Annotated in this window: 10 protein-coding genes and 1 tRNA gene; 9 read left to right on the plus strand and 2 right to left on the minus strand. The window is 62.9% G+C overall.

The genetic code is table 11. The features are described from left to right. Window positions 1-26: 26 nt before the first annotated feature. Window positions 27-2,456 carry an ATP-dependent helicase gene (locus DRF71_RS03595; RefSeq protein WP_112309185.1) on the minus strand — a complete coding sequence of 810 codons (2,430 nt, stop codon included), beginning with the start codon at window positions 2,454-2,456 and terminating at the stop codon, window positions 27-29. Between the two features lie 319 nt (window positions 2,457-2,775). On the opposite strand from DRF71_RS03595, the gene DRF71_RS03600 reads away from it, so the two are divergent. The 8 genes from DRF71_RS03600 to DRF71_RS03635 all read left to right on the plus strand — a co-directional run bounded on the left by DRF71_RS03600 (window position 2,776) and on the right by DRF71_RS03635 (window position 11,935). Beyond that, window positions 2,776-6,216, plus strand: coding sequence for a pyruvate carboxylase (locus DRF71_RS03600; protein WP_112309186.1), 3,441 nt, complete (start codon window positions 2,776-2,778; stop codon window positions 6,214-6,216). A gap of 4 nt (window positions 6,217-6,220) precedes the next feature. Continuing rightward, entirely contained in the window at window positions 6,221-6,514 is a 294-nt protein-coding gene (locus tag DRF71_RS03605; RefSeq protein ID WP_112309187.1) for a Mu-like prophage major head subunit gpT family protein, read from the plus strand. Next, window positions 6,489-6,794, plus strand: a complete 306-nt coding sequence (locus tag DRF71_RS03610) for a phage protease (protein WP_112309188.1) — start codon at window positions 6,489-6,491, stop codon at window positions 6,792-6,794. Before DRF71_RS03605 ends, DRF71_RS03610 begins: the two co-directional genes overlap by 26 nt. A gap of 40 nt (window positions 6,795-6,834) precedes the next feature. Further along, the gene (locus DRF71_RS03615; protein WP_112309189.1) at window positions 6,835-7,263 is read left to right on the plus strand and encodes a hypothetical protein; all 429 of its coding nucleotides are present in this window, start codon (window positions 6,835-6,837) and stop codon (window positions 7,261-7,263) included. 989 nt (window positions 7,264-8,252) lie between these two features. Further along, window positions 8,253-8,327, plus strand: a tRNA-Gly gene (locus tag DRF71_RS03620). Window positions 8,328-8,436: 109 nt separating this feature from the next. Next, the gene (hisB, locus tag DRF71_RS03625) at window positions 8,437-9,024 is read left to right on the plus strand and encodes an imidazoleglycerol-phosphate dehydratase HisB (RefSeq protein WP_112309190.1); all 588 of its coding nucleotides are present in this window, start codon (window positions 8,437-8,439) and stop codon (window positions 9,022-9,024) included. 96 nt (window positions 9,025-9,120) lie between these two features. After that, a complete protein-coding gene (gene hisH, locus DRF71_RS03630) occupies window positions 9,121-9,762 on the plus strand; it encodes an imidazole glycerol phosphate synthase subunit HisH (RefSeq protein WP_112309191.1) in 642 nt (213 codons plus the stop codon). A 481-nt stretch (window positions 9,763-10,243) separates the two neighbouring features. After that, window positions 10,244-11,935 carry a DUF4166 domain-containing protein gene (locus DRF71_RS03635; protein WP_112309192.1) on the plus strand — a complete coding sequence of 564 codons (1,692 nt, stop codon included), beginning with the start codon at window positions 10,244-10,246 and terminating at the stop codon, window positions 11,933-11,935. Between the two features lie 22 nt (window positions 11,936-11,957). Here the strand turns inward: DRF71_RS03635 and DRF71_RS03640 are convergent, their stop codons facing one another. Continuing rightward, the gene (locus tag DRF71_RS03640) at window positions 11,958-12,656 is read right to left on the minus strand and encodes a hypothetical protein (protein ID WP_157970911.1); all 699 of its coding nucleotides are present in this window, start codon (window positions 12,654-12,656) and stop codon (window positions 11,958-11,960) included. Window positions 12,657-12,809: 153 nt separating this feature from the next. Between DRF71_RS03640 and DRF71_RS03645 the strand changes: the two genes are divergently transcribed. Further along, window positions 12,810-13,622 carry a DUF2189 domain-containing protein gene (locus tag DRF71_RS03645; protein ID WP_112309964.1) on the plus strand — a complete coding sequence of 271 codons (813 nt, stop codon included), beginning with the start codon at window positions 12,810-12,812 and terminating at the stop codon, window positions 13,620-13,622. The last annotated feature ends 5 nt before the right edge of the window (window positions 13,623-13,627 follow it).

The raw sequence follows: 13,627 nt of genomic DNA on the forward strand, positions 1-13,627 counted from the left end.
CTGGTTCCGTCTCTGGTCAGGGGCGCTCAGAAGGGGATTTCGTCATCCGCTTTGGCGGGGGTCACGAAACCGGCTTTCACATGTTTCACCCCGGCCTTCTCAAAGGCGATCTCGACCGTATCCACCTCTATATCAATGATCCGGCCATAGCCGAATTTCTGATTGAACACCCGGTCCCCGATCTCGAAACCGGCGCCGGCCTCCGGATCAATCGTCATCGTCCGGCGCGGGGTTGCCGGGCGCGGACCGGCATTGTTCTGCAGCCGCCGCCAGCCTGGTGAGTTATAGACATCGGCCTTTGTCGCCCGCGCCTCGATATCCGAGCCAAAGCTGCCCATGGCCGCCCCATAGCCACCGCCCATCAGACCCGGTGGTGTCAGGATCTCGACATCCGCCACCGGCAGTTCATCAACGAAACGCGAGGCCATCTGGCTTTGCCATTGCCCGTAAACCCGGCGGTTCGAGGCGAAAGAGATGTAGCAAAGCTCCTCGGCCCGGGTGATGCCGACATAGGCGAGGCGGCGTTCCTCCTCGATGCCCTTTTGCCCGGCCTCATCCATGGCTCTTTGACTGGGGAATAGCCCTTCCTCCCATCCCGGCAGGAAGACCGCCGGGAATTCCAGCCCTTTGGCGGCATGCAGCGTCATAATCGAGACCTTCTCGGCGGCCTCTTCGCTGTCATTCTCCATCACAAGCGCGACATGTTCCAGAAAGCCCTGGAGGCTGTCGAACTGCTCCAGCGCCTTCACCAGTTCCTTGAGGTTTTCCAGCCGGCCCTCGGCCTCAGGGTTTTTGTCCTTTTCGGCATTCTGCCACATCGAGACATAGCCGGATTCTTCAAGGATGGTTTCGGCGAGCCGGACATGGCCCGATTGCGTCGCGGGTGGCGTGTCGGGCAAAAGCGGCTCGATCAGCTGATCGGCGGTATCGGGACGCGCGCCCAGCACGGCCGCATGCCAGCGGTCGATCCCCTCGACGAATTGCCGCAGCTGTCCCGCCCCCTTGCCGCCGATGCCGCCGGTTGCAACAAGGCTCCTCGCGCCCTCATGCTGGCTCATCGAAATCCGCCGCGCCTCGGTCCGGATCGACGCGGTCGCCCTGTCGCCAAGCCCGCGTTTGGGCAGGTTCACCACCCGTTCAAACGCCAGATCGTCATCGGGCGAGACCGCCAGCCGGAAATAGGCCATGGCGTCGCGGATCTCTTGTCGCTCGTAGAAACGCGGGCCGCCGATCACGCGGTAAGGCAGGCCGATGGTCAGGAAGCGGTCCTCAAAGGCGCGCATCTGATGCGAGGCGCGGACAAGGATCGCCTGCGCGTTCAGCCCGACCGGCAACCGGCCGCGGGTTCCGCGCGCGAGCGATTCGATCTCTTCGCCAATGGCGCGCGCCTCTTCCTCACCATCCCAATAGCCGGTGAGGCGGACCTTCTCGCCCTCTTCCACATCGGTCCAGAGCGTCTTGCCCAGCCGGTCCGCATTGCCCCGGATCACCCCGGAGGCCGCCGCCAGAATATGCGGGGTGGAGCGGTAATTCTGTTCAAGCCGGATCACCTTCGCGCCGGGGAAATCCTTCTCGAATTTGAGGATGTTCCCGACCTCGGCGCCGCGCCAGCCATAGATCGACTGGTCGTCATCGCCGACGCAGCAGATATTCTGATGACCCTGGGCCAAAAGCCGCAGCCAGAGATACTGGCAGACATTGGTATCCTGATATTCATCGACCAGGATATACTTGAACCAGCGCTGATACTGCGCCAGCACATCCGGGTGTGCGCGGAAGATCGTCACGCAATGCAACAGGAGATCGCCGAAATCGCAGGCGTTCAGCGCACGCAGCCGCTCCTGATACTGCGCGTAAAGCTCGGTCCCTTTGTTGTCATAGGCGCCGGCCTCGGAAGAGGGCACCTTTTCAGGCGTCCAGGCGCGGTTTTTCCAGGTGTCGATCAGCCCGGCCAGCATCCGGGGCGGCCAGCGCTTGTCATCCATATTCGCGGCCTGGATCAGCTGTTTCAGAAGCCGGAGCTGATCATCGGTGTCGAGAATGGTGAATGAGGGCTTCAGCCCCGCAAGTTCGGCATGACGGCGCAGGATCCTGACGCTCAGCGAATGGAACGTGCCCATCCAGGGCATGCCGCCCTCAGAGCCGCTCATGGCCTCGACCCGCGACTTCATCTCGCGCGCGGCCTTATTGGTGAAGGTCACCGCAAGGATCTCATTCGCCCGCGCGCGCCCCTCGCGCATCAGATGCACGATTCGCGCGGTCAAAGCCTTGGTCTTGCCGGTGCCGGCCCCTGCCAGCATCAGCACAGGCCCCTCCAGCGTCAGCACCGCCTCCAGCTGCGCGGGGTTCAGCCCATCCAGATAGGGCTTCGGCCGCGCTGCCAGCGCGCGCTGCGAAAGCGGCACCGGAGCAGAGGCGGCGGCCTCGAAAGCGTCATTTTCATCCCAGGGATCCATGGCCGGAACTTAGCGTGACCTGTAGCCGTGTTCAAGGAATGTTCCTGCCTTTTGCGCCATATTGCCCGTCATCCTGGCGAAAATACTCCGGGGCGAACCAATAGGGAGGTGCAACACCTGCGGTATTGCACCGGGGGCGGGGGCCCCGGTTTTGTGACGCTTATTTCACAACTGCCTGCAATCCGACGTAACGAATTTGCAACTGCAAAGCCCTGTTGAATATTTCGCAAAATTTGCAGGTTTTCCCGGATGCGGCCTTGCGCTGCAGTGCAGCGCCCATAGAGTGCCCGCAAAAGCAACAGTTCCGGGGAGGTCTGCCATGCCCGAATTCCGCAAAATCCTGATAGCCAACCGGGGTGAGATCGCCATCCGGGCGATGCGTGCCGCCAATGAAATGGGCAAGAAGACGGTCGCCGTCTATGCCGAGGAAGACAAGCTCTCGCTGCACCGGTTCAAGGCGGATGAGGCCTATCTGATCGGCCAGGGGCTCTCGCCGGTCGGTGCCTATCTCTCGATCCCGGAAATCATCCGCGTGGCGCGGCTTTCGGGTGCGGATGCGATCCATCCGGGCTATGGGCTGCTCTCTGAGAACCCCGATTTCGTCGAGGCCTGCGACGCCGCCGGCATTACCTTCATCGGCCCGCGCGCTGAAACCATGCGCGCGCTTGGCGACAAGGCCTCGGCCCGCAAGGTCGCGATTGAGGCGGGCGTTCCCGTCATCCCGGCGACCGAGGTGCTGGGCGATGACATGGCAGTGATCCGCAAACAGGCGAAAGAAGTCGGCTATCCGCTGATGCTGAAAGCCTCCTGGGGCGGCGGCGGTCGCGGCATGCGGCCGATCAATTCCGAGGACGAGCTGGAAGCCAAGGTGCTGGAAGGCCGCCGCGAGGCCGAGGCCGCTTTCGGCAATGGCGAGGGCTATCTGGAGAAGATGATTCTCCGCGCCCGCCATGTCGAGGTGCAGATCCTTGGCGATAAAGAAGGCAATGTCTGGCATCTGTGGGAGCGGGACTGCACCGTGCAGCGCCGCAACCAGAAAGTGGTCGAGCGCGCGCCGGCGCCGTATCTGTCGCAGGAACAGCGCGAAGCGGTCTGCGAAATGGCCCGCCGCATCTGCGCCCATGTGAATTACGAATGCGCCGGCACTGTCGAATTCCTGATGGATATGGACAGCCAGGACTTCTACTTCATCGAAGTGAATCCCCGCGTCCAGGTCGAACATACCGTCACCGAGGAAGTCACCGGCATCGACATCGTTCAGGCACAGATCCTGATCGAAGAGGGCAAGAGCCTGCCTGAGGCGACCGGCGTGGCCTCCCAGGCCGAGGTCAAACTCAACGGCCATGCGCTGCAATGCCGGGTGACGACCGAAGACCCGCTGAACAACTTCATCCCCGATTATGGCCGCCTGACCGCTTACCGCTCGGCGACCGGCAACGGCATCCGTCTCGATGGCGGCACGGCTTACGCGGGCGGCGTGATCACGCGCTATTATGACAGCTTGCTGGTCAAGGTCACCGCCCATGCGCAGACGCCGGAAAAGGCGCTGTCCAGGATGGACCGGGCTTTGCGGGAATTCCGGATCCGGGGGCTTGCGACGAATATCGAATTCGTCATCAACCTGCTGAAACACCCGACCTTCCTCGACTATTCCTATACGACCAAATTCATCGACACGACGCCGGATCTGTTCAGCTTCAAAAAGCGCCAGGACCGGGCGACCAAGATCCTGACCTATCTGGCGGATATCTCGGTCAATGGTCACCCCGAGACCAATGGCCGCGCCAAACCGGCCGAGGCAAAGGCGCCGAAAGCCCCGGTCGCGCAGCCCGGTCAGCCCGCTTACGGCACCCGCAATTTGCTGGAGCAAAAGGGCCCGCAGGCGGTTGCCGACTGGATGAAGGCGCAGACCCGGGTTCTGATCACCGATACCACCATGCGCGACGGCCACCAGTCGCTGCTCGCGACGCGGATGCGCTCGATCGACATGATCAAGGCGGCACCGGCCTATGCCGCCAACCTGCCGCAGCTTTTCTCGGTTGAATGCTGGGGTGGGGCTACCTTCGATGTGGCCTACCGCTTCTTGCAGGAATGCCCCTGGCAGCGGCTGCGCGACCTGAGGGCGGCGATGCCGAACCTGATGACGCAGATGCTGCTCAGGGCGTCGAACGGCGTCGGCTATACCAATTATCCCGATAATGTCGTGCAGGCCTTTGTGAAGCGGGCGGCCCTGACCGGGGTGGATGTGTTCCGCGTGTTCGACAGCCTCAACTGGGTTGAGAATATGCGCGTCGCGATGGATGCGGTGCTGGAGGCGAACAAGCTTTGCGAAGGCACCATCTGCTATACCGGCGATATGCTCGACCCGGATCGCTCGAAATACGATCTGAAATACTATGTCGAGCGCGCGAATGAACTGAAGGCGGCCGGCGCGCATGTGCTGGGGCTGAAGGACATGGCGGGGCTGCTGAAGCCCGCAGCGGCCCGGGTGCTGATCAAAACGCTGAAGCAGGAAATCGGCCTGCCGGTGCATTTCCACACCCATGACACCTCCGGCGCTTCGGCGGCGACGGTGCTGGCGGCCTGCGACGCGGGCGTCGATGCGGTCGATGCGGCGATGGATGCGTTTTCGGGCGGCACCTCGCAGCCCTGCCTCGGTTCCATCGTCGAGGCGCTGCGCCACACCGACCGCGATACCGGTCTCGATATTGGTGCCGTGCGCGAGATGTCGAATTACTGGGAGCATGTCCGCGCGCAATATGCGGCCTTTGAATCCGGCACCGCCGCGCCGGCCTCCGAGGTCTGGCTGCATGAAATGCCGGGGGGCCAGTTCACCAATCTCAAGGCCCAGGCCCGCAGCCTTGGCCTCGAAGAGCGCTGGCCCGAGGTCGCCCAGGCCTATGCCGATGCGAACCGGATGTTCGGCGATATCGTCAAGGTGACGCCGTCCTCCAAGGTCGTCGGTGACATGGCGCTGATGATGGTGGCCCAGGGGCTGAGCCGCGCCCAGGTCGAGGACCCCGCAACCGATGTGGCCTTCCCCGACTCGGTCGTCGATATGCTCAGGGGCAATCTGGGGCAGCCCTATCAGGGCTGGCCGCAAGGTATCCTGAAAAAGGTCCTGAAAGGCGACAAGCCGAATTCCGAGCGCCCCGGCGCCCATCTGCCCCCCGTCGATCTGGAAGAGACCCGCGCGAAAGTCTCGGCAGAACTCGGCGGCATGAGGATCGACGATGAAGACCTGAACGGCTACCTGATGTATCCCAAGGTCTTCCTTGATTACATGGGCCGCCACCGGGTTTACGGCCCCGTCCGCACCCTGCCGACCCGCGCGTTTTTCTACGGGATGGAAGCCGGCGAAGAGATTGCGGTCGAAATCGACCCGGGCAAGACGCTGGAGATCCGCTTCCTGACGCTGGGCGAGGTGGATGATGCGGGCGAGGTCAAGGTCTTCTTTGAGCTGAACGGCCAGCCCCGGACCATCCGGGTGCCAAACCGCGCGGTGAAGGCCAAGACGGCCGCACGGCCCAAGGCCGTTGACGGCAACCCCGCCCATATCGGGGCGCCGATGCCGGGCTCTGTCGCGAGCCTCGCGGTGACGGTCGGGCAGATGGTCAGGGCAGGGGATCTCCTGCTGACGATCGAGGCGATGAAGATGGAAACCGGGCTTCACGCTGACCGCGAGGCGGTGGTGAAAGGGGTCCATGTCAGCCCCGGCTCGCAGATCGAGGCCAAGGATCTCCTGATCGAGCTGGAGTGAGGCAATGGCCCATGCTGAGGGGGATGGGCGAGCGGCAATCAAGGGCGTGATGACCGCGCGCTACACGCTGGAAAACCGGAAGTTCGAAAGCACGATCCGGGTGCGGCGCGAGGATATCGAGGATGATCGGCTTGGCGTCTATTCGCCCCAGATCAGCATGATGGCACATGCCGCGGCCTCGCATCCAGACGAGCTGGTCTTCGAGGTGCTGAAGAAGGGCTTCACTGCCGAGAGCTATGACGGTCACGGCGAAGGAAATGGCGTCCAGCTAAATGAAGCTGCTGACCGAGCTTCATGACGACAAGGTGGAATCCGCCCTTGAGCGCGCCCGCGCATCGGGCAAACTCATTCCTGCTATGGAGGGCTGGGCGCAGGAACTGGCTTCCAGCAACCTTGCCTCCTTCGAGGCATGGGCGGATTGCGCCCGCCCTGCCGTCCATCTTGGCCCGCCCTTGCTGGCGGGCCGGACACCGCCGCCCGAATTGCTGGAACGCGGGCGCTTCCGGGGCAGCAATGAGCGGATGGCAATCTGTTCGCAACTCGGTCTCGACCCCGACCAGATCGAGGACAAGGAATGAGGCGCGCGGTTCTGGCGAGTTGACGCGCAGCCTCCGGCCCATGGCGGTGTTTGACGGCGCTGCCATGGGCCACCCCATCGGAAAGAAGGCAACCATGGCACCCGGCACCGGCGATCACCTTATCCAGGCACTGGCCGAAATGCGCGCCAGCCATGCCGCGCAGGGCCGGGCAATCACGGCCCTTGAAACCGCCATTGAAGCCAGCCTTCAACGGGGCTTGAACGCGCTGCCGCTGCCCTCCGCGCCGATCAGCGCTCACCGCCGTGAACACCGATTAGGCCCGCCGCCCAAGATTGCAGGGGATGCCGAACTTCAAGCATTCATCATGGCGCGCCTTGACCGGCTGACCTTCGAAGGAATCGCTGCCGAAGTCGCGCAGCACTTCCCGGCCAACCGCCGCGTTGGCAAGACAGCCATCTGGGAATGGTGGCGCAAAAGCCATGGTTCTGATCGCCGGAAACGGCGTTGACGCCGGACCATACGGGATAGCCTGCGGACCCACGTCCTCTTCCGTCATTGCGGCCCAATTGGTGACATTGCGGTATAATTAGTTACACAACAACACGCAGCGAAATCCGGCGCCTTCCGGGAAAAGATCCGGGGGCGCTGTCTGATTTACCTGTCACTGTCTCCCCTGGTGGCGGGGGGCAGAGCTGGCCGCGCTGCGGCTTGCAGGCAACCCATTGATTTTGTCCGGAGCCATTGTTCCGGTGAAAGCTGCTTCAAAACCTCTGCGGCCTCTCTGCCGGGGTTCTTTCTCCGGGAATGGGGCGATCCCGACCTGCCGGATCGCGGCTTCCGGCTGCGAAGCCTGTCCCGGTACGTCACTTTCCACAGGGACTTGTTCCCGGGCCAATGCCACAGACAGCGCTTCGGTTCTTTAGGGCCGATCCGTCAGATTGAACGGCGGATCGGGAGGGGACTGGCTTCACCAGCGAGCGGAATCGCGCCGGCCTGAGGCCGGCAAGGGAAACAAACGGCATTCGCGGGCGGGCGGATCATCGACATCCTTGCCGGGAATGATCGGGCATATCCGCGACAGGGATCACTGCGGCGAGATGCAACATTTTCCCCGGCCAGCTTCTCTGGCCAGTGGCTTTCTCTGGCCCGCCTCACGGCGTGTGACGAGGGCTTTGCGCGTCGGACGATTGTTTATCCCGGTAGCGGGCACGGCAACAGACCGGCCGGGATCAGGTCGTCACGACATAAACAATGGCAGATCCCCCAGAGCTTCACTCAGCCGGCAGAGGCGGCGTTTGGACGGCTCCGGGCGGCGCAGCCTGACCGGCTGATCCAGGAAACAGCCGCAGATTTCCGGCCGCCAACGGCAAAAATTCCGGGCGACGGAGAAACTGGTTACACGACATCAGGATGAAATGAGAACCCGGAGCGGCGGGCGCGGATTTTTCGCTTGCGGTGACCGGGCGCCTGGACTAAATCCGCGCTCACCGAAACGGTGCGGGCGTAGCTCAGGGGTAGAGCATAACCTTGCCAAGGTTAGGGTCGGGCGTTCGAATCGCCTCGCCCGCTCCAGATCGGATCCGCAAAGGGCGCCACCACGGCGCCCTTTTGCATTTCACACCCTTGCCGCGCGGGGGAGGGGCGTTTAATGCCTCGCCCTGCAAGTCCGGAGGCAGATGAGATGCGCAAAGCCACAGTAAGCCGCAAGACGGCAGAGACGGGGATCGAGGTTGAGATCGGTCTCGACGGCAGCGGTCGCTATGACTGCCAGACCGGGATTGGCTTTTTTGATCATATGCTGGACCAGCTGGCACGCCATTCGCTGATTGATATTACGGTGCGCGCTGCGGGCGATCTGCATGTCGACGACCATCACACGGTCGAGGATACCGGCATAGCACTTGGTCAGGCGCTGGTGCAGGCGCTTGGCGACAAGAAGGGGATCCGGCGCTACGGCCATTTCCGGCTCGCGATGGATGACACCCAGGTGGCGGCGGCGCTGGACCTGTCGGCGCGACCATATCTTGTCTGGAATGTGGACTTCCCGAGCGCGAAGATCGGCACTTTCGACACCGAACTGGTGCGCGAGTTTTTCCAGGCGCTTTCGACCCATGGCGGCATCACGCTGCATGTGGACCGCATCCATGGCATCAACAGCCATCATATCGCCGAAGCGAGCTTCAAGGCGGTTGCCCGGGCCCTGCGCGAGGCGGTCGAGCCCGATCCCCGCATGGCAGGGGTGCTGCCATCGACCAAGGGTGCCCTGTGAAGGAGCGCTCCGTAAACGCCGCAAATTTCTTGCAAGAAATTTGCCCGGAATTTTCGAAAATTCCGGGTTGGCGCCTGTGACAAAGGGAATGCCCCGATGAGCCTGACAGTCCTTGTGGATTACGACAGCGGCAATCTTCATTCCGCCGCCAAGGCTTTTCAGCGCATGGCCGATGAGACCGGAGCGGGTGAGGTGATTGTCTCGGCGCGACCGGAAGATGTCGCGCGGGCCTCGCGCATCGTTTTGCCGGGGGATGGCGCCTTCCCCGCCTGCCGCAGGGCGCTGGCTGACCGCGAGGGTCTCTGTGATGCGATTGAAGAGGCGGTCATCCGCAAGGCGCGCCCCTTTTTTGGCATCTGTATCGGGATGCAGATGCTGGCGTCGCGCGGGCTGGAACATGGCGATACACCCGGTTTCGGCTGGATCCCGGGCGAGGTTGACCGTATTTCCCCGGCTGATCCGGTGCTGAAAGTTCCGCATATGGGGTGGAATGATCTGCAGATCGGGTGCAGCCATCCGGTGCTGTCCGGGGTGAAATCCGGTGATCACGCCTATTTCGTGCATTCCTACCATTTCCGCACGGCATCCGCTGAGACCCGTATCGCCTGGGTCGATTACTCGGGTGAGGTGACGGCGATCGTCGGGCGCGACACTATTTTCGGGACACAGTTTCATCCCGAGAAAAGTGCGGCGACCGGGCTCAGGATCATTGCGAATTTCCTCAGCTGGAAACCCTGATCCGCAGCCCCTTCGGGTCTCTGCTGCGATGGTGGAATTTTCCGTCCGCCGTTTCGCGATGAGCATCGTATTGCCGCAAAAACTTCTCCCCGGCCCGAAAGCCCCCGGCCTGATACAGAGTTTCCCGAACGGCCCAGCACTGTGTTGCCTGGCGGTGATCGGTCACGGCATTGCTGCCAACGGGCCGCTTCAACACCCGCGCCGCAAAGCTTGTGCCGTTGATCCCGCCGCCCCGGCAGCTTAGCCCTGACCTCCGATCCGGGCGCTGCTGCTGCCGCGCGGTGTATTCCCTTCCGGTTCTCCGATCCGGTGTCAACACCCCCCCATTTGCGCCTTGCCGGGGCGCCACCGGCGCAACCGGGCTGCCTTTGCCCCGTCAAGCGGCAGGGGCATGCTCTGCAACGGATAACGGGACTTGCATGCTCCCGCCCCCTGGGGTCTGGTTCGTGCCGGGCGCGGAAGGCGCGGGGAGAATGTCCGGATGAAGATTCTCATCCTTGGCGGTTATGGGGTTTTCGGGGGCAGGCTGGCGGAGTTGCTGGCGGATTGCCCGGGACTGGAGCTGCTGATCTGCGGTCGCGATGCTGCGAAGGCCCGGCAATTCTGCGCCCGGCAGCGGGGCGGCACGGTGATGACGCCACTGGCGCTGGATCGCAGCCGGATTGCGGAGGCTTTGCGCATGCAGGCGCCAGACATGGTGGTCGATGCCTCGGGCCCGTTCCAGAGCTACGCTGCACAAAATGCCGGCCACGATCCCTGGCTGGTGATCCGCGCCTGTATCGCGGCGCGGATCGACTATATGGATTTCGCCGACAGCGCCGATTTCGTCTTTGCTGTGCCCGAATTCGACCAGGCCGCGCGTGAGGCGGGCATCTTCGTGCTGGCCGGGGTCAGCAGCTTTCCCGTCCTGACCGCCGCCGTGCTGCGGCGCCTGTCGCAGGGGATGGAGCTGCGCAGCGTCGAAGGCGGCATAGCGCCTTCACCCTATGCCGGGATCGGGCTCAATGTCATGCGCGCGGTGGTGAGTTACGCTGGCGCGCCGGTAAAGCTGACCCGGGGCGGGCAGGCGGTCACGGCCCGGGGCCTGACCGAAAGCCGGCGCTACACGATCACGGTGCCGGGGCGGGTGCCTTTGCGCAATCTGCGCTTTTCGCTGGTGGATGTGCCGGATCTGCAGGTGCTGCCGCCGGAATTCCCCGGGCTGCAAGAGATCTGGATGGGCGCCGGGCCGGTGCCTGAAAGCCTGCACCGCATCCTCAATCTGCTGGCAAAGCTGCGCGCGGCGCTGTCGTTGCCCTCGCTGGTGCCGCTGGCGGGGCTGTTTTACCGCGTGCTGAACCTGATGAAATTCGGAGAGCATCGCGGCGGCATGTATGTCGCGGTGACGGGACGCGCAGACGGGCGGGAGGTCAGCCGCTCCTGGCATCTGCTGGCCGAGGGGGATGACGGCCCCTATATCCCCTCGATGGCGATCGAGGCACTGGTGCGGCGGCTCTTGCAGGGAGAGCGGCCGGCGCCGGGCGCCCGGGCGGCGACGGCAGAGCTGGAGCTGGAGGATTACGACCGGCTCTTTGCCGGGCGCACCATCTATACCGGCCTGCGCGACAGGCCAGGCCCTGAGGCACCGCTTTACGAGCGTATCCTTGGCCCGGCGCTGGCCGGATTGCCGGACCCGATCCGCCGGCTGCATGACCTGCACCGCCCGGCCAGCTGGTCGGGAGAGGCCAGTGTCCGGCGCGGCCGGGGGCTGATTGCGCGGCTTTTATGCCGGGTTTTCGGTTTTCCGCCCGAGACCGCGCAGGTGCCGGTCACCGTGCGCTTCACCCCCGGCCCGGAGGGCGAGGTCTGGGAACGCGACTTCGGCGGGCGGCGGTTCCGCTCGCATCAATCCGAGGGCAGGGGGCGCAATTCCCGCCTTATCGTCGAGCGCTTTGGCCCGTTCTCATTCGGAATTGCGCTGGTGGTGGAAAAGGGGCAGCTTATTCTGCGCCCGCGCCGCTGGTCGTTTCTGGGAATTCCGATGCCGAAATTCCTGTTGCCCAATGGGCATACATTCGAACAGGAAAGCGACGGGCAATTCCAGTTCAATGTGGAAATTGCCGCGCCGCTGATTGGTCTGATTGTCGCCTATAAAGGCCATCTGCAACCCGGTCAGGGATCAGATCCGGGCTGACCGGGGTGCAGTTTTTATCGGATCAGAACCGGAAACCGGCCAGCAGCTGAGTGCTTTCGCCAGTGGCCCTGACGCCAAGAGACAACCGGTCGAACGAGAAATTCACCACGGCGCCGATATTGGCCTTATATTCTGTATCCGGATCGGTATTGGCATAGCACTGGTAACCAAGATAAGAGGCGGGGCAATCGCTGGTATTCTCACGCACCCCCAGCAGAAGGGCGGCATCTGTCCGGAAACGCTCGGATTCAACGATATTCGCCCCGACCAGAAGATTATACGAGGTCGCCTGTTTCACCGCCTGGTTCTGGCCCCAGGTCGAATCCAGCAGCGTGCCCTCGCGACCGATATCGGCGCCGAGGATCAGCTTGCGGCCCTGCAGCTGATGCATAAGGCCAATAGAAAATGGCGTACGGTCGGATTCATTCGGACCATCGGCATCACCCGATCCGATTCCAATATAAAATGTGGTTCGCGCCAGGCTGACGGATTGATCCTGTGCCAATGCGGGGAGGCCGGCAATACAAAACGAAGCGGCAAGAAGCGCTGTTTTAAACATGATTATATTACTTTCCAAATTACTGCTCTTCTCCGGACTATAATCTTCCCGTGAATGCGACAAGCCAATGGGATGCAACGCCCGGATTGTTGTTGCAGCAAAGTGACAGGGATTGTCGGGATATCGCAGACCGCTACAGTTTCCCGGATTGTAGCCTGGCATTCGGCATCGGAAATCCTTTGAGCAAGTTACAACTTTGCGAAACCGCCCATTCCGCCTTAGCCTTCCTGTGTCTGGAGGGAGGACGGGATGACAGCAACCAGTGAGACCGGAGCTGAGGCCGGAGTTGAGACCGGGGCTGAAACCGGGGCCGGGATGGCGGCAAAGGGGGCAAGGCGCCCCGGTGGCAGGCCCGAAATCCTGCGGCTTGACCAGAGCGATCTGCGTTATGCGCTGGCAAAGGGCTGGCAGGATTTCCGTCATGCGCCGGCCTGGGGGCTGTTCTTTGCGCTGATCTATGTGCTGGGCGGCTGGCTTGTCTTCTGGGCGCTGACCACCCAGGGGCAATTCTGGTGGACCTTGCCCGCCGCCGCCGGCTTTCCGATCCTTGGCCCCTTTATCGTCTGCGGCCTTTACGAGGTCAGCCGCCGGCTGGAAACCGGTGAGCCGTTGCGGGGAGGCGCGATTCTGGGTGTTATCTTCGCGCAAAAGGACGGGCAGATCCCGTCAATGGCGGCGATGATCGTCTTTTATTTCCTGTTCTGGAACTTCTTTGCCCATATGACTTTCGCGCTGTTCATGGGCAATGTGACCATGACCAATGTGTCGCAATCGCTGGCGATCTTTGCGACGCCTGCCGGCATTGCGCTGCTGGTTTTCGGCACGATCACCGGGGCGGCGATTGCGGCGCTTCTCTTCGCGCTGACGGTGGTGAGCCTGCCGATGCTGCTGGACCGCGATATCGACTATGTCACCGCCATGCTGACAAGCCTCGGGCTGGTGCGCGAGAACCCGGTGCTGATGCTGGGTTGGGGGGCGTTTATCGCGCTTGTGCTGTTTCTGGCGATGCTGCCGGGGTTTCTGGGTCTGTTTCTTGTGCTGCCTCTTTTTGGGCATGCAAGCTGGCATCTCTATCGCCGGGCCATCGACTGGCCGGACGAGGCCGCAGCCGGTGTCACAGCGGCGTGACCGGC

The sequence above is a fragment of the Pseudogemmobacter bohemicus genome (genome assembly GCF_003290025.1).
Lineage (GTDB): Bacteria > Pseudomonadota > Alphaproteobacteria > Rhodobacterales > Rhodobacteraceae > Pseudogemmobacter > Pseudogemmobacter bohemicus.